This is a genomic window from Chlorobium ferrooxidans DSM 13031 (assembly GCF_000168715.1).
In the GTDB taxonomy this organism is placed as follows: Bacteria; Bacteroidota; Chlorobiia; order Chlorobiales; family Chlorobiaceae; genus Chlorobium; species Chlorobium ferrooxidans.
Genome location: NZ_AASE01000010.1, coordinates 14,727 through 31,582, shown reverse-complemented (window position 1 = coordinate 31,582; position 16,856 = coordinate 14,727). Strand labels below are relative to the sequence as shown.

Here is a 16,856-nt window from a genome sequence, read left to right as displayed (position 1 = left end):
ATATTTCGTTAATCAGCCAGGAGCGATGTATGCCCTTTCAGAAAAGCTGTTATGGCAGCAGAACTGCGCATGAAATGACTGTTGTCCAGAGTCCGTTTTCACCTTCTGCCGCCTGGGTGATATTGTAGGAGTTGATGATCTTGCCGCTCATTTTATAGATACCTTCGCGTTCGTCCCAGTCCTTGTTGGGGTCAAACTCGATACCAAGGGTTGTGGCAAGCATGGTTGCGGCAAGATCTTCAGCATATTCTCCGGACTGTTCGGCAGATTCTCCGAAAGGATGGTGTTCCGAGAGGTAGCCGTATTGTGCGTCATCGGCAGGAATGGCTACCCCGACTGAAGAAGCGATAAGACGGTTGTACTCATTGGTTGAGTTGCGAGCCATGACGGCAAAGGTGATCTGACCGGGAGAGAGCAGTTTCAGACCCTCTTCAACGCTGATGCGTTCACAGTGAGGGGGGAAAATACTTGAAACGGTGACCAGATTGCATTTCTCGATTTTGGCTTCTCTCAGGGCAAGCTCGAATGAAGAGAGATACTCTTTATGACGTCCAACACCTTTGGTGAAAAAAACTTTTTTCGGCACAAATGACACGGTCGTATCCCCATATTAAATTATTCTTTAAAAGACTTTACCTGTTTAACCCCGGGCGGTTTCATGCAAACGTATCGTACTCTCCGGTTTTGTTCGCCGGAGGAAGACGAGTCAGGGTCAAGTGAATCGAAAGGTAGTAAAGCCGCTATAACAGAATTGTTAACACTGTGTTAAATCTTCCCGTGATCTCCGAAAAACCATTATTCCCGGTGATGATACAAGAGGTTACAGGGGCAGGCGTTTCTTTGAGGAGATGTGACAGGAAAATGTGCCCGATCCTTGTTCATTTTCGAGATGATGGTGAAGCTGCAACAGCAATTGGTCAATTTCATCGAGCAGACTACGGTGATTGAAGGCCAGATTGACAAGAAACAGAGGGAATGAAATGGGATCTTTTCTCAGTTTTTTGAGAACATTGCCCATTGCTTCTGCCATGACCGGGAAGCTGAGCATCGCATGCACAGGGCCGTTTTTTCTCGCTTTTTCTGAATCAGGATGCTCGTAATCGCAGCTGAAATTAAAATCTTCCTGATCATTCCACTCTATGATGATTTTAAAGGGTTTAACGCTGCTCATTGCACTCCTTGTTTCAGGGGAATAAAAGAGAATTGCTGCTCCTTTGTAAATAAGCATTAATGGAGTTGCAATCCAGAGCGGCTGTGTTACGGTATTGTAAAAATTTAAAGCAATTTTTTAGTGGATGAGGCTTCTAACTGGCGCTCAGCCTGTGCAGCATAGCCTGTAAATCTTTGAGTGAGGCAGGGGGTTTCCATAATGCAGTGAGCACTCTTTGTTTTGAATTTACGGCCCCAAAGGCAAATGCTTGTGGCGGCATATGCAACTATTACCTTCTTTTAGAGGTATATTTGAAATACACACCATAAACCCGCAACAATGAAAATCGGAATATTATGTCATCCCACCTACGGCGGCAGCGGTGCAATTGCCGCCGAGCTGGGCAAGGCGCTTGCCGCAAGGGGGCACACGATCCATTTTTTCAGTCAGTCGCTCCCGTTCAGGCTTGGTACCTTTTCAAAGAACATCTTCTACCACGAGGTAGAGCTGATGCACTACCCGCTATTTGAATGCTCGTTCTACTCGATGGCTCTTGCTTCAAAAATTGCCCAGGTTGCCCGGTTTGAGCATCTGGATGTGGTGCATGCCCATTATGCTATTCCCCATGCCATGAGCGCGATGCTGGCCCGCCAGATGCTTGAGGACAAGTGCTGCGGTTCGAACTGCTTCAAGATTGCAACCACGCTTCACGGTACCGATATCACGGTTGTTGGGGCTGATAGCGGGATGCAGGATGTTGTGCGTCTGGCCATCAACAAGTCCGACGGGGTGACGGCCGTGTCAGGCTATCTGAGAGATGAGACCGTGAGGATGTTCAGCCCGAAACGGGAGGTGACGGTTATTTCGAATTTTGTTGATACCTCATATTTTTTCCGCTCTCCCAGGGCGGAGCTCCGTGAACAGCTTGGTATCGGCGATGAGAAGATTGTTATTCATATCTCCAATTTCAGGCCGGTAAAGTGCATCGGTGATATCATCCGGATTTTTCATGGAGTGAGCCGTCAGATCAAGGCAACACTGCTGCTTGTCGGTGACGGACCGGAGCGGAGCGGAGCAGAGGAGCTTGCCCGGCAGCTGGGGATTAACGACCGGGTACGCTTTCTCGGCAAGCTGGACGATATCGTTCCGCTGCTCTCCATGGCTGATCTTATGCTGATGCCGAGCAATGCCGAGTCGTTCGGACTTGCGGCACTTGAAGCGATGGCCTGCGGTGTTCCGGTTGTGGCTACCATGGCGGGCGGATTCCCGGAGTTTATTGTGCCCGGCAAGCACGGCTATCTGCTTCCTCCCGGAGATATTGAGGCCATGACGGAAAAATCGCTGCTCCTCCTCACTGACCCAAATCACTGGCTTGCGTGTTCAGAAGCCTGCGTCGAGCAGGCAAAGCGGTATGAAACAGCGCTGCTTGTTGAGGAGTATGAGCGGTATTATATGCGTCTCATCGGAGAGTCTTGACAACATCCCGCCTTGTCTCGACGAATTTGAATAAACAAAAAAGCCCCGACGGACCGGGGCTTTTTGCGTTAGAGTCTTTTTTTATCAGTAGCGTTTGGTCGAGAGCAGGACAGTACGATACTTTTCAAGGTTTTCAAGTACCTCGCCGGTACCTCTTGCCACTGCGGTCAGCGGGTCTTCGCTGATATGGACGGCAAGTTTTGTCTCCTCGTTGATTTTTTTGTCCAACCCCTTGATGAGTGCGCCGCCGCCGGCAAGAAAGAGGCCTCGGTCGAGAATGTCGGCCGAGAGTTCAGGTTTGGTGACCTCAAGGCTTTTCTTGATCGAGGTGATGATCTGGTTGATCGGCGTAGCGATAGCCTCCCTGATTGTCGATGAGTTGACCTCGCGCTCTTCGGGAAGTGCGGTGACAAGGTTTCTGCCCCTGACATTCATTGTCAGCTCCTTTTCAAGTTTATAGGCAGAGGCAATCTTGATTTTGACATCTTCGGCTGTGCGTTCGCCGATGGCAAGGTTATATGCCTTGCGGAAGTGCCGGACAATCGAGTTGGTGATATCAGTACCGGCTACCCGAAGTGACTCTCCGGATGCGATGCCTCCGAGTGATATAACTGCGATTTCCGTTGTACCTCCACCGATATCAACAATCATGTTGCCCATGGGCTCCTTGACGTCAAGACCGATGCCGATTGCCGCAGCCATAGGCTCGGCAACCAGATAGACCTCTTTTGCTCCGACATGTTCTGCCGAGTCGCGTACGGCTCTTTTTTCAACTTCGGTGATGCCTGAGGGTATGCCGATGACCATGCGGCGGATGCCGAAGGAGAACTGGCTCTTTGTTTTATTGATCAGTCCCTTGATCAGCTCTTCCGTGGCCTCATAGTCTGCGATTACGCCATTGGCAAGCGGACGGATGGTGACAATGCCGGGATGGGTTTTTTCGTGCATGAGAAGGGCTTCCTGGCCGATAGCGACGACCTTTCCTGTATTGCGTTCACGGGCAACAATTGAGGGCTCGTTTAAAACAACTCCTTTATCGCGAATAAAAATCAGTGTATTTGCTGTTCCGAGATCAATGGCGATATCTCTGAACAGACTGCTGAAAAAGCTCATGTTATCATAGTTCTGAAAGTGGGATCTTCGTGGCTTGGATGAACCTCTTTTCATGCTCTCGTCCAAGGTTTCAACTGAACTCTTAAGGTAGTTAATGGAACTTTTTTTTCAAATCAAAAGAGCCTCTTAACGGTGCTTTTTTTCGTGATTTTTTACTGGGAGTGCCTTTCTGATGCAGGGTTTCTATAAATACGGTTATTGAGTACATTATGATGTTGAAATTCTTGTGATCCTGAAAACCATAAATTCCCGAGAAGTGCTGCCCATATATCGTTTTGCTGAAGAGCGTCCAGCCCTGAAAAAACAGTTGACCCGCAGTGTTGCGTTTGACCCTGCAGTTCAGTCTGCCGTTGATGAGATTTTGCAGCGTGTTCTTCACCATGGTGATAGTGCCGTGCTTGACTATACCGAACAGTTCCAGGGTGTGCGGCTTTCTGAGATGAAAGTTTCTCCCGATGCCATAGAGGAGGCTTACCGGCAGGCAGATCCTGGGTTTGTTACCGTCCTCAGGGAGGCCTACAGCAACATTCTGCGTTTTCATGAGCATGAGGTAGAGAAGAGTTTTTTTTATGAGAGTGAGGGAGGTGTTCTGCTCGGCCAGCGGGTGACGGCCATGCAAAAGGCCCTGCTCTACGTACCTGGAGGAAAAGCCTCCTACCCCTCTTCGCTGCTTATGAATGCAGCCCCGGCAAAGGTTGCCGGAGTGAAGGAGATTTTTATGACGACTCCCTGTGACCCGTCGGGAGAGGTGAGCCCGCATATTCTTGCCGCAGCCGCTGTGGCGGGTATCGATTCGGTCTACAAGCTTGGCGGTGCCCAGGCCGTAGCGGCGTTTGCCTATGGCACCGAAACGGTTCCGAAAGTTGATATCATTACCGGTCCGGGTAATAAATATGTGGCACTGGCAAAAAAACAGGTGTTCGGTCATGTGGCCATCGACAGCATTGCCGGCCCCTCCGAAGTGGTTGTTATTGCTGATGCGTCAGCCAATCCCGAATTTATTGTTCTTGACCTGTTCGCACAGGCGGAGCATGATCCCGATGCTTCAGCGGTACTGATTACTCCCTCTGAAGCGCTTGCCGAGGCTGTTCGGCGATGTGCAGAAGAGCGCCTCCCCTCCATGCTTCGCAAGGATATTATTGCATCCGCCCTCAAGGAGAACGGTGCCATTGTAGTGGTTGACTCGCTTGAAGAGGCCTGCACGGTATCGGACATGATTGCCCCGGAGCATCTGGAGCTGCATGTGGAGCACCCCTGGGATATTCTTCCACTGATTCATCATGCCGGTGCGATATTCATGGGGGGGTACTCCTGTGAAACCATCGGAGACTACTACGCCGGGCCGAACCATACCCTTCCTACCAACGGCACAGCACGGTTTTTCTCTCCCCTGTCGGTGCGCGATTTCATCAAGCACACCTCAATTATTGCCTACTCAAAGCAGCAGCTGCTGGGGTGCGGAGAGAAAATTGCCGCATTTGCCGATCATGAGGGGTTGCAGGCTCATGCAGAGGCTGTCCGGGCAAGATTGAGGACGTTATGAGAGCTTCTGACTTCGATTACGACCTGCCCGAAGAGAAGATCGCCTGTTACCCGCCAGAGGAGCGCGGTTCAACCCGTATGCTTGTACTTGATCGGGCTTCGGGCGCGCTCAGGCATGCATGGTATGCCGCTCTGGATGAATATCTCGAACCCGGAGACCTCCTGGTGCTGAACAACACAAAGGTTGTACGGGCTCGCCTGCATGCCCTGAAGCAGACCGGCGCCAAAATAGAGCTGATGCTGCTTGAAAAACATCAGGCCGATCAGGACCGGGTGCTTTACCGGGGGAAGCTGAAAAAAGGAGATACGCTTGTTGCTTATGACAAGGAGCTGCTGGTTTCGGATATTGTCGATGATGGAGTTGCCCGCATCGAGTTTCGGGGGGGTAGCCAGAGTGGATCAATCCGGGATTTTTTTGAGCGTTTCGGCGCAGTACCCATTCCTCCCTATCTCAAACGGGACGCTGAAGAGGTTGACAGGGAACGATACCAGACGGTGTTTGCAGAGCTTCCCGGCTCGGTTGCCGCTCCGACTGCCTCCCTGAATATGACGCCGGAGCTGCTTGAGAATATTCGACTGAAGGGTGTTGATGTCGTCACTGTTACGCTGCATGTCGGTCTCGGCACCTTTCTTCCCATCAGGGTGGAATCGCTCAGGGAGCATGTCATGCATCGGGAGTACTACTCGATTTCTGCAGAGACCGTTGAGAAAATCCGGAAGGTGAAAGCGGCCGGCGGCAGGATTGTAGCGGTTGGAACGACGGTGACCAGGGCGCTTGAACATGCCGCCGGGCGTATTGTCAGATCGTCATGCCGGGCAGGTGATGCTCCGATTACCGGAGAGGCGGATATTTTTATTTTTCCGGGTTACAGTTTTCAGGTTATCGATGCTCTGTTGACCAATTTTCATGCACCCCGTTCTACCGTTCTGATGCTTACGGCGGCATTTGCAGGTGCTGAGCATCTTAAAAGAGCCTACCAGTCAGCACTCGAAGAGGGCTATTTTTTTCTCAGTTACGGGGACAGCATGCTGATTATTTAAGATTTTATTTTTCTGAAAGGCGCTGTTTTTCCGCTCGCACATTAAGAAACGAGCTTAATCGGCTCTTCCGGCTAAGGAATTTCGGTGTTCAGTGCGCCGGGGCGTGCCGGTTATTTTGTTTTTACATGGCTTGTATGGTATTTTAATACCTTTGCCTATTGCGCATTCGCACGTGCGTTTTCCCTGCCTTTTTTATTTACAGTCAATTAGTTTTACACACACATAACATCAGGAGATTGACCTTATGAGTCTTGTTGAACAATACCGCGCCCATACTGAAGAGAGAGCGAAGCTCGGCATCCCCCCGTTGCCGTTAACCGCGGAACAGACCCGTTCGCTTAATGCTCTTCTGCAGCAGAATCCCGTTCAGGAAAAGGAGTATCTGCTGGAGTTGTTCCTTGAACATATCAGCCCCGGAGTTGATGATGCTGCATTGGAAAAAGCCGCATTTCTTGATGGTATTGTCAAGGGGGAAATTTCCTGTAGCGTGATCGACAGCGTGGAAGCGGTGAGGATTCTCGGTACCATGCTCGGTGGATACAATGTCAAGCCTCTCATTGATGCTCTCAGCAACAGCAATCCGGCCATCTGCGAAGCGGCATCCGAAATGCTGAAAAAGACACTGCTCGTCTATGATGCATTTGATGATGTTGTCAGTCAGTCAAAAACCAACAAATATGCACGTGAAGTGCTTGAATCATGGGCGGCAGGGGAGTGGTTCTCTTCGCGGCCTGTTATTTCTGAAAAAATCACCCTGACCGTCTACAAGGTGCCGGGTGAAACCAACACCGATGACCTTTCACCAGCAAGTGAAGCCTTCACCCGCAGTGATATCCCGCTTCATGCGCTCTGTATGCTCGGTTCAAAAATGACCGATCCGATCGGCACCATTGCACAACTGAAAACAAAAGGGCATCCGCTTGCCTATGTCGGTGATGTTGTCGGTACCGGGTCAAGCCGCAAATCAGGCATCAACTCGGTTCAGTGGCATATGGGTACCGATATTCCCGCAGTGCCGAACAAGCGTACCGGCGGTGTTGTAATCGGCGGAATTATCGCGCCGATCTTTTTCAATACGGCGGAGGATTCGGGTGCGTTGCCGGTCCAGGCGGATGTCTCGGCAATGGAGACGGGAGATGTTATCGACCTCTATCCTTTTGACGGTAAAATCGAGAAGAACGGGGAGGTTATCGCCCGTTTCGAACTTACCCCGAACACACTTGCTGACGAGGTTCGTGCCGGGGGACGTATTCCCCTGATCATCGGCAGAAATCTGACCAGAAAAGCGAGAAAAACTCTCGGTCTTGGCGAAGAGAGCCTCTTCCAGCGTCCGGAACAGCCGGCAGATACCGGAAAAGGCTACACGCTTGCACAGAAAATGATCGGCAAGGCCTGCGGGCTTGCCGGTGTGCGCCCCGGCATGTATGTGGAAGCTGAAACGCTTACGGTCGGTTCACAGGATACCACCGGTGCCATGACCCGGGATGAGGTCAAGGAGTTTGCCGCATTGAGCTTCAGCGCCGACCTTGTCATGCAGAGCTTCTGCCATACCTCTGCCTATCCGAAGCCTTCAGATATTACCCTGCACAGAAATCTTCCCTTCTTTATCATGAGCAGGGGAGGCGTTTCGCTTAAACCCGGTGACGGCGTTATCCATACATGGTTGAACCGCATGGTACTGCCGGATACACTCGGTACCGGTGCCGATTCACACACCCGGTTCCCTATCGGGATCTCATTCCCCGGCGGATCGGGTCTTGTGGCGTTTGCCGGTGTTACCGGTACCATGCCGCTCAATGTGCCCGAGTCCGTGCTTGTTCGCTTTACCGGCAAGCTTCAGAATGGCATTACCCTGAGGGATCTTGTCAATGCCATACCCTGGGTTGCCATGAAAAAAGGGTTGCTGACGGTTGAGAAGAAGGGAAAAAAGAATGTTTTTGCCGGTCGTATACTTGAAATTGAAGGGCTGCCGGATCTCAAGGTTGAGCAGGCTTTCGAGCTGAGTGATGCCTCTGCAGAGCGGAGTGCCGCAGCCTGTACGGTCCGTCTTGACAAGGCTCCGGTTATCGAATATCTCAGTTCGAATATCGAGCTGCTTGAGCAGATGATCAAGGAGGGGTATGGCGATGCTGATACCCTGCGCCGCCGTATCGGTAAAATGCAGGATTGGCTGAAGAATCCGACGCTTCTTGAGCCTGATGCCGATGCAGAGTACGCAGAGGTGATTGAAATCGATATGAGTGCGATCACTGAACCGATTCTTGCCTGTCCGAATGATCCCGATGACGTCATGACGCTCAGTGAAGTGCTTCGTGATGAAAAACGGCCCAAGGTTATTGACGAGGTGTTTGTCGGGAGCTGTATGACCAACATCGGCCATTTCCGTGCTCTTGGTGAAGTATTCAGGGGCAAGGGGGTCGCTTCGGCCAAACTCTGGATTGTGCCGCCCACGAAGATGGATATGAAAAAACTGATCGAAGAGGGTTATTATGCCATTTTCGGTGCAGCAGGAGCCCGTATCGAGATTCCGGGATGCTCACTCTGCATGGGTAATCAGGCAAGGGTAGCTGACAATGCGGTTGTTTTTTCCACCAGCACCCGAAACTTTGATAACAGAATGGGCACCGGTGCACAGGTTTATCTCGGTTCGGCTGAACTTGCTGCGGTGTGTGCGCTGCTTGGTCATCTGCCGAACAAGGATGAGTATATGGAAATTTTCAGCAGGCATCTTTCCGGCTCAAAAGCAGAGAACATTTATCGTTATCTGAACTTCGACAAGCTCGAAAAAGCAGAATTGGAGTTGCTTGTTGACTAAAAAAAACATTTATTATGGCGGGATATGGAAAATTTTGCATATTCCGCCATACAGTGGGCTTTTGAAAACTCGCTGTTTTTTTTTAATATTAGTGAGCTGAAGAAGCTGTCAATTATCAAACAACAAAACAACAATCCAGCAATGAAAAAACTTTTCATTTTCTTATTCCTTGCAAGCACAGTTTCATTTGTCGGCTGCGCTAAAAAAGCAGAAGCTCCTGTAGAAGCACCTGCAGCAGAAGCAGCACCTGCAGCACCAGCAGCAGAGGCAGCACCAGCAGCACCTGCAGCAGAAGCAGCACCTGCAGCACCTGCAGCAGAGGCAGCACCAGCAGCACCTGCAGCAAAATAAGTTTCCGCTAACCCGGTTTCTTATCAAAAAGAGACAGAATGAAAGTTCTGTCTCTTTTTTTTTGCCCCCCTATAAAAAAATAGCGGCACTTTTCCCTGATTCAATTTTTTTTGATAGGCGGGGGCAAAAAAAAAGACACAGCCAAACAACTGTGTCTTTTTTTTCTTTTTTGCTGAGGAGCCAGGACTCGAACCTGGAATTGCCTGATCCAGAATCAGGTGCCTTACCAATTTGGCCACTCCTCAGTAGCGATGTGAATATATTTAAAAAAAAAGTTTTTCCAATTCACTTTTTATTTTTTCTCGAATGCTACCTCTTTTCATTGTCATGAGTTCCGGCAGGTTGTGAACGATGGATGCTGTCAGGTCCCGGAAGAGATGAATCGAGCTATCCTAAAGCGTAGTGAGCAGGATCGGAATAAGCACCATTGATGCAATCATGCAGGCGGCTACCAGTGTTGCAGCAAATTCGCGGTCCAGCTTTTCAACCGAGGCAAAGGTCAGAGTGTTGAAACCCGCAGGAGCCGAAGCGCAGAGCACCACAACAGCCCGGTCAACTCCGGAGATGTTGAGCAGGTCGGTGAGCCAGAGACCGAGGGAGAGGCCGAGCAGCATCCGCAGCGCTATGCCAACTCCGAGGTGGAGGGGATTTGCTTTTTTTATGCTGAAAGAGGCGCCAAGAGCGAGCAGAACAAGCGGGATGGTAAGCGTGCCTGTTGTGAGGAGAATTTTGGCGGTGAGCGGTTCCGGGCGCAGCGAAAGCGCATTCATAAAGAGCGCCAGAGCGAGAGCCAGAAGCGGCGGCGATTTGAAAAGTTTGCCGTTCAGGCAGTGCTGAGGGTTGCTGCCGGAGCGGCATGCAAACGCCCACGCGATGGTATAGGCCGACACGCCATTGGGAATATCAAAGATGAAGAGCCGGGCAAGACCCTCATCACCGTAAAATGACTGGACGAAGGGCATGACGAAACCGAGATTCATGATGATCGATCCGGAAACCAGTACGGCGGATGTTTGCGGCTTCATCCCGGTAACTTTTCCCGCAAGCATTGCAGCCGGGAGCGTAAGGAGGATTATCAATGTCGAGATAAGGGCGACAAGAAGGAGTTTGCTGTTCAATTCGACCGAGGGGAGCACGGAGAGCAGGAGAGCCGGGAGTGTCAGGTTGAATACCAGTTTCAGGAGTGTGTCGGCATCCCGGTCATCAAGAACGGATGTGCGGCGCAGAAGCACTCCCAGAAAAAACATGGCAAATGTGGGAGCAAGAAGAAACGCAAGGTCAAACATCGGCATAGGAGGAAAAGCCGTTCAGCCAGCGAGAAGAGTTGGTGCACCCGAGAGGAGTCGAACCTCTAACCGTCTGATTCGTAGTCAGATACTCTATCCAGTTGAGCTACGGGTGCTTTTTTGTCTCATTGAGAGGTAGCGTGTACGGGATTCGAACCCGTGATCTTCGCCTTGAGAGGGCGATGTCCTGGGCCACTAGACGAACACGCCAGGTAAATATTTTTGTCAGCTCTTCATACTGCGTGGGCCCTGTAGGACTTGAACCTACGACCCAGCGATTATGAGTCGCTTGCTCTGACCAACTGAGCTAAGGGCCCTCATTGCTTGGCTTTAGAGGCAGTTAATATAATGCTTGAGATTGAATATGCAAAAGAATAATCTCTTTTTCTCTTTTTTCTCTGTTTATCAAAACTCTTTATAGCTTTCACGACTGATATCGGCTCCGAGACTCTTCAGTTTTACTTCGATTTTTTCGTATCCCCGGTCGAGATGGTAGACCCTCAGTACCTCCGTTGTTCCTTTGGCCACAAGCCCTGCAAGCACCAGACTTGCCGATGCTCTCAGATCGGTTGACATGACTTTGGTGCCGGAGAGTGTTCTTGGTCCATGAACCACCGCCTGGTTTTTGCGGATCTCGATATTGGCACCAAGCCGGTTCAGTTCAGGGATGTGGTTGAACCGTTCATGATAGATCTTGTCGGTAATATGGCTGGTTCCTTCAGCCTGTGTCATCAGGGCTATCCACTGGGCCTGCATGTCGGTAGGAAAAGCTGGATAGGGTTTGGCTGTAATATCGGTCGGAATCAGTTTCCCGCTGCTTTTCAGGGTAACACTGTTCTCGGTTGTTTCAACGGTGCAGCCTGCGTGGACAAATTTTTTAAGTACCGATTTGAGCTGCTCCGGCTCAACATCGTTGACCGTGATCTCTCCTCCGGTTATGGCCGCAGCCGCAAGAAGCGTTCCTGCTTCAATCCGGTCAAATGCATTCTGAAATTCTGCGGCATTGAGTGACTGGCTTCCCTCAATTTCAAGCTCGGTTGTTCCGGTTCCCCTGATGGTTGCTCCCATGGCCGTGAGGAAATGGCAGAGCGTCACAATTTCCGGTTCAGCGGCGGCATTGCTGATTGTTGTAGTCCCTTCGGCAAGTGAGGCTGCCATCAGTGCGTTGCCTGTTGCTCCAACCGAGGAGATCGGGAAATCAATATGGGCTCCGTGCAGCTTTCCGCCAGGGGCAGTGGCATCAATGAAGCCGGTCTCTATGGTGATACGGGCGCCGAGTTTTTCCATCGCCATCAGATGCAGGTCGATAGGCCGGGGACCGAAGGCGCATCCTCCCGGAAGGGATACCCTTGCGTGGCCGAACCGTGCAAGCAGCGGGCCGAGCACATAGATCGAAGCTCTCATTTTTTTTACCAGTTCGTAGGGCGCCAGGATACTGGTCACGTTTCCGGTCGTAACGTTCAGGGTGTTGCCGGAAAAAGAGGTTTCAGCACCAAGGTGATGCAGGAGCTGCGTAAAGGTTTTGATATCCTGAAGATCGGGGATATGGTGCAGAATAAATGTCCCGTTGCCGCTTAGCAGTGTTGATGCAATGATCGGCAGGGAGCTGTTTTTTGAACCCGAGGCAGATACGCTGCCGCTGATCCGGCGGCCCCCTCTTATGACAAGCTTGTCCATGTGGTAGTAGCTGATGAAAAAACCGATATTTAATTATTTAAGCGTAAGAAAAACAAATTATTTTTTTCTTGTGACCTTTGCGAAGAAAAGATTTTATCCTTTACCTTGAACAGAGGCCTCATGCTCTCTTCGGCATGGCTCTTTTTAACAGGTTTGTGGTAATAGTCTTTGAATTTTTACGGTCCGGGGATTTTTTATGAGTTTTATGGTTAGTCGCGCTTTTTTTTACAGCCTGTTACGAAGGGGGGCATGCGCTTTTCTGCTCCTCCTCTTCTCTTTTCCCGTCACGATGTCCACTGCTGCGATTGCGGCACCTCCGGTAAACAGTGAGATTGCAAGGATCATGGCCGAGCGCTCATCGGTTGAGCGGACTCTCAGAGAGCTTAAAGGACAGTTGAAAGAGTACCAGTTCAAACTGAGTTCAACCAGAAAGCAGGAGTCCCTCTCACTCAAGTCACTGGAGAATATCCGTCGCCAGATTCTTGTGCTTGAAAAAATGATCACTGAAAATCAGAACTATCTTGACCGTCTTAACCGGGATATCAATCGTCTTCAGGTTGAACTTCAGGGTAATCGCCAGATCTACGGCAGGGTATCTGACGATTTCAGAAGAACAGCGGTTTCCGTCTACAAGTATGGAGGGCGCCGGGATGTTGAGCGTCTTTTTGCCTCGGGTTCGGTCAATGACGCAATCGTCCGGGCGCAATACATGGGCTTTTTTACCCGCGCGGTACGCCGTAATGTTGACGATCTGCAGCAGGCAGCCGTTACGCTCGAAAGTAACCGGGTTGCACTGGAGCAGACCTACCGCCAGAAAGCAGCAGTGGTAAAAGAGCAGGAGAACCAGCTGAAAACCTGGGCCAGAAGCAAACAGGAGAAAGAGGTTGTACTGGTCAAGCTGAAGCAGAACAAGCAGGAGTATGCAGCCCAGCTCGAAGTTGTCCGTAAAAAACGTCAGCAGCTGCAGTCAAGGATTGAGTCGCTCATTATGGCTGAACAGCGGGCTGTGGAGGCTGAAAATGAACGGAGAAGGAAGATCATTGAGGCGAGGCGTCTTGAAGCAAGGCGTCTTGAGGCACGCAGGGTGGAGCAAACCCGGCTTGAAGCTGACCGTCAGACCCTCAGACGGCTTCAGGCGGAACGGATGGCAGCAAAGAAGCGTAAAGGTGTTGCTCCTCCTCCGCTGCCGGAGCCGCCCGCTGTCGTCATCAAGGATAAAAAAAGGCCGGAGGCTCAGCTTCCGCCGGTTCAGGAAAGGCAGAGTGTTCCCGCTCAGCCCGAGATCGCTTCTGACGTTGACCGTGTTTCGGCGGATTTCGACAATGCAGCAGGTTCTCTGCCCTGGCCAGTACGCAATGGTGTGGTATCCCAAAGATTCGGATCGGTTCAGGACCGGGATCTGAAAATTGTTACCACGAATAACGGCATTGATATTTCCGTACCGTCAAGTTCCCAGGTCAGGGCGGTCTCCGGCGGCAGGGTCGCCCAGATTGCCTTTCTGCCCACATTCGGCAACATTGTCATTATCCGTCATTCAAAATCCTATCTTACCGTCTATGCCAATCTCGGTCAGCTGAGTGTGGCCAAGGACGATCTGATAAAATCGCAGCAGATGGTCGGGCTTTCCGGCAGGATGCCGGAGGGCGGTTCAGTGGTGCATTTTGAGATCTGGAAGGGTCGTGTCAAGCAGAATCCGGAAAAATGGCTCAGACGCTGACTGTGACGGGAGAACAAATAAATCGGGGTGCCATGATGAAGGTTCAGGATCTCCATCTAAACTACCATATAGTCGAGGAGATGCTCAAGGCTTTTCTTTCCAACGAGATCCGCAAATTCGGGTTCCGTTCGGTTGTTCTCGGTCTTTCAGGCGGTATTGATTCGGCGGTTGTCTGTGAGCTTGCTGTTCGCGCCCTTGGTCGGGAAAACGTTCTGGCGCTCATGATGCCCTACCGGTCAAGCAGTCCGGAGAGCCTTGAGCATGCTGAGCTCATGATCCGGAGGCTCGGTATTCGTTCGGAAGAGGTTTCCATCACGCCGGTTGTCGATGCACTGTTTTCCTCCGTGCCGGAGACCGAGCTTTTGCGGCGGGGTAATATCATGGCCCGGACCCGTATGGTTTTTCTCTATGATGTATCGGCCAGAGACGGACGGCTTGTTGCCGGTACAAGCAATAAAACCGAGCTGCTCCTCGGTTACGGAACCATGTTCGGTGACATGGCTTCAGCGATCAATCCTCTTGGTGATCTCTATAAAACCCAGGTCAGGGGACTCGCCCGTCACCTTGGTATTCCGGAGCCGCTTATTGAAAAAGCGCCCTCCGCCGACCTCTGGGAAGGGCAGAGTGATGAGGATGATCTTGGGTTCAGCTACGAGGCGGTTGATCTCCTGCTCTACAGGATGCTTGAAAAGAGAATGGATAAAGCGGCCATTCTCAGAGAAGGGGTGGATGAACCGTTTTATGATCGTGTCAGAAAGATGGTTGTACGGAACCAGTACAAGCGGATGATGCCGGTTATCGCCAAGATTTCAGGCCGCACTCCCGGTATTGATTTTCGGTATGCCAGGGACTGGCAGGAAGTGAAGTAGGAGGCCCATCTCTTAATCTATTCCGCAATTTGATGGCTTCGTTGGGCGGTGCTCAAAATCCTCATGTACTCCGTGTACACTCCGGTTTCTGCGCTCCGTCCGCCTTACCCTCAAACTGCTCACTACGATTAATAGATGGACTTGTGTCAATGTCAATCAGAAAGAGCGCAGCACAGTATCAATCAGAAAGTGTTTGTCATCCTTGCCGGGGTAGTCGGTTGTGTAGTGCAGTCCTCTTGATTCACGGCGCTTTATGGCCCCTTCAATGATAAGGTTTGAGACCTTGATGATGTTCCTCAGTTCCAGAATCTGTGTGGTGATCTTTGTCTTTTTATAGTAGGCTTCCGTTTCATCCTTGAGGAAATCCATTCTTCTTTTGGCTCTGGCCAGCCGCAGATCGCTGCGTACAATACCGACATAGTCATTCATCACCTGCTGGGCCTCGCGCTTGTTGTGTGAAACAAGGATCCACTCTTCGGGGTTTACGGTGCCGGTATCGTCCCAGTCGGGAAATTCGACACTGTTCTCCAGCTGCTGGAGTTGTTCGCGGATATCAATACTTGCTTCCCATGCGAAGACGAGCGCTTCAAGCAGGGAGTTGCTTGCGAGCCGGTTTGCTCCGTGAACCCCCGTGCAGCTGCTCTCTCCGCAGGCATAGAGGCGGTTGAGGGTGGTTCGCCCTTTGCTGTCCGTTCTGATTCCTCCACATGAGTAGTGCGCGGCAGGGACGACCGGGATCATCTCCCGTGTCATATCGATGCCGAAACTGAGACAGGTTTCGTAAATGTTGGGGAAATGCTCTTTGGTTTTTTCCGGATCGATATGGGTCACATCAAGAAAGACGCACTCCTCTCCGCTTTTTTTGATCTCCGAGTCGATGGCTCTTGCCACAATGTCGCGGGGTGCAAGGTTCTGTCGCTTGTCATACTTGTGCATGAACTCCTGGCCGTTCTTCAGTTTCAGGATTCCTCCGAATCCGCGAACCGCTTCGGAAATCAGGTATGAGTTTGCCTTCGGATGGTAGAGAGAGGTTGGATGAAACTGGATGAACTCCATATTGGCAACTTCCGCTCCGGCCCGGTACCCCATGGCCACACCATCTCCGGTGGCAATATCTGGATTGGTGGTGTAGGGATAGACATGGCCGAGACCTCCGGAGGCTACCATGGTGATTTTCGAGAGAATTTTTTTCGGTTTCCTCTGTTTTGTATCAAGCACATAGGCCCCGAAGCAGGAGATGTCATTTGTTTTGATGCCGAGATGATGCTCGGTAAGCAGTTCGATGGCAAAATGGTGTTCAAGCAGGGTGATATTGGGATGATTGTTGACCCTGTCAATGAGCGCGGTTTCAACTGCCCGTCCGGTAAGATCCTGCGCGTGGACGATCCGGCTTCTTGAATGCCCCCCCTCCTTGCCGAGGTGGAGGTGGTCATGGTCTGATGTCGTAAAGTTGACACCGAGCTCTATAAGGCGCTGAATGTGCCGAGGCCCTTCCCTGACCATGAGGGAGACCATCTCGCGATTGCAAAGTCCGGCGCCGGCACCGAGTGTATCGGCAATATGCAGTTCCGGGGTGTCGTTGGTATCGATCGTGGCGGCAATTCCTCCCTGCGCCCAGTTGGTATTTGACGTGAAGCTCTCTTTTTTTGTAATGATCGTCACACTGGCGTGATCGGCCATGTGAATGGCAAAGTAGAGGCCGCCTATACCGCTGCCGATAACCAGAACATCAGTTTTTATCGATTCAGTCATTACCGTGATACCCGGATTGTTTAAGGTTGTTCTGCCTAAAATACCACACCTGCGCTTAATATCCGTG

General features: G+C 51.1%; 13 protein-coding genes and 4 tRNA genes. 7 read left to right on the top strand and 10 right to left on the bottom strand.

Annotated elements, in window-relative coordinates; genetic code table 11:
- Positions 1–49: 49 nt before the first annotated feature.
- Positions 50–595: a pyruvoyl-dependent arginine decarboxylase gene (locus CFERDRAFT_RS06540; RefSeq protein WP_006366428.1), complete on the bottom strand. Its 546-nt coding sequence runs from the start codon at positions 593–595 to the stop codon at positions 50–52.
- Positions 596–820: 225 nt separating this feature from the next.
- Positions 821–1,171, bottom strand: a complete 351-nt coding sequence (locus CFERDRAFT_RS06535) for a hypothetical protein (protein ID WP_040433381.1) — start codon at positions 1,169–1,171, stop codon at positions 821–823.
- 318 nt (positions 1,172–1,489) lie between these two features.
- Between CFERDRAFT_RS06535 and bshA the strand changes: the two genes are divergently transcribed.
- Positions 1,490–2,626: an N-acetyl-alpha-D-glucosaminyl L-malate synthase BshA gene (gene bshA, locus CFERDRAFT_RS06530; protein WP_006366427.1), complete on the top strand. Its 1,137-nt coding sequence runs from the start codon at positions 1,490–1,492 to the stop codon at positions 2,624–2,626.
- Between the two features lie 84 nt (positions 2,627–2,710).
- Here the strand turns inward: bshA and mreB are convergent, their stop codons facing one another.
- Entirely contained in the window at positions 2,711–3,739 is a 1,029-nt protein-coding gene (gene mreB, locus CFERDRAFT_RS06525) for a rod shape-determining protein (RefSeq protein ID WP_040433371.1), read from the bottom strand.
- A 256-nt stretch (positions 3,740–3,995) separates the two neighbouring features.
- Between mreB and hisD the strand changes: the two genes are divergently transcribed.
- From hisD to CFERDRAFT_RS12565, 4 genes are all read left to right on the top strand, one after another.
- Positions 3,996–5,282 (top strand): histidinol dehydrogenase, encoded by a 1,287-nt coding sequence (gene hisD, locus CFERDRAFT_RS06520; protein WP_040433369.1) that lies wholly within the window; start codon positions 3,996–3,998, stop codon positions 5,280–5,282.
- Positions 5,279–6,322, top strand: a complete 1,044-nt coding sequence (gene queA / locus CFERDRAFT_RS06515; RefSeq protein ID WP_006366424.1) for a tRNA preQ1(34) S-adenosylmethionine ribosyltransferase-isomerase QueA — start codon at positions 5,279–5,281, stop codon at positions 6,320–6,322. The genes hisD and queA overlap by 4 nt, the downstream gene beginning before the upstream one ends.
- Positions 6,323–6,566: 244 nt before the next feature.
- The gene (gene acnB / locus CFERDRAFT_RS06510) at positions 6,567–9,137 is read left to right on the top strand and encodes a bifunctional aconitate hydratase 2/2-methylisocitrate dehydratase (RefSeq protein ID WP_006366423.1); all 2,571 of its coding nucleotides are present in this window, start codon (positions 6,567–6,569) and stop codon (positions 9,135–9,137) included.
- A gap of 24 nt (positions 9,138–9,161) precedes the next feature.
- Positions 9,162–9,488: a hypothetical protein gene (locus CFERDRAFT_RS12565; RefSeq protein ID WP_232209771.1), complete on the top strand. Its 327-nt coding sequence runs from the start codon at positions 9,162–9,164 to the stop codon at positions 9,486–9,488.
- Positions 9,489–9,660: 172 nt separating this feature from the next.
- Here the strand turns inward: CFERDRAFT_RS12565 and CFERDRAFT_RS06505 are convergent.
- From CFERDRAFT_RS06505 to murA, 6 genes are all read right to left on the bottom strand, one after another.
- Positions 9,661–9,733 (bottom strand) — tRNA-Gln (locus tag CFERDRAFT_RS06505).
- A gap of 147 nt (positions 9,734–9,880) precedes the next feature.
- A complete protein-coding gene (locus tag CFERDRAFT_RS06500; protein ID WP_006366421.1) occupies positions 9,881–10,780 on the bottom strand; it encodes an AEC family transporter in 900 nt (299 codons plus the stop codon).
- 33 nt (positions 10,781–10,813) lie between these two features.
- A tRNA-Arg gene (locus tag CFERDRAFT_RS06495) sits at positions 10,814–10,890 on the bottom strand.
- Positions 10,891–10,910: 20 nt separating this feature from the next.
- Positions 10,911–10,984 (bottom strand) — tRNA-Glu (locus tag CFERDRAFT_RS06490).
- Between the two features lie 33 nt (positions 10,985–11,017).
- Positions 11,018–11,091, bottom strand: a tRNA-Ile gene (locus tag CFERDRAFT_RS06485).
- 88 nt (positions 11,092–11,179) lie between these two features.
- Positions 11,180–12,451: a UDP-N-acetylglucosamine 1-carboxyvinyltransferase gene (gene murA, locus CFERDRAFT_RS06480; protein WP_006366420.1), complete on the bottom strand. Its 1,272-nt coding sequence runs from the start codon at positions 12,449–12,451 to the stop codon at positions 11,180–11,182.
- Positions 12,452–12,647: 196 nt separating this feature from the next.
- Between murA and CFERDRAFT_RS06475 the strand changes: the two genes are divergently transcribed.
- The gene (locus CFERDRAFT_RS06475; protein ID WP_006366419.1) at positions 12,648–14,168 is read left to right on the top strand and encodes a murein hydrolase activator EnvC family protein; all 1,521 of its coding nucleotides are present in this window, start codon (positions 12,648–12,650) and stop codon (positions 14,166–14,168) included.
- Positions 14,169–14,203: 35 nt separating this feature from the next.
- Positions 14,204–15,037: an NAD+ synthase gene (locus CFERDRAFT_RS06470; protein WP_006366418.1), complete on the top strand. Its 834-nt coding sequence runs from the start codon at positions 14,204–14,206 to the stop codon at positions 15,035–15,037.
- A gap of 156 nt (positions 15,038–15,193) precedes the next feature.
- Here the strand turns inward: CFERDRAFT_RS06470 and nadB are convergent, their stop codons facing one another.
- On the bottom strand, positions 15,194–16,789 hold the full coding sequence (gene nadB, locus CFERDRAFT_RS06465) for an L-aspartate oxidase (RefSeq protein WP_006366417.1): 1,596 nt from the start codon (positions 16,787–16,789) through the stop codon (positions 15,194–15,196).
- Positions 16,790–16,856 lie beyond the last annotated feature (67 nt).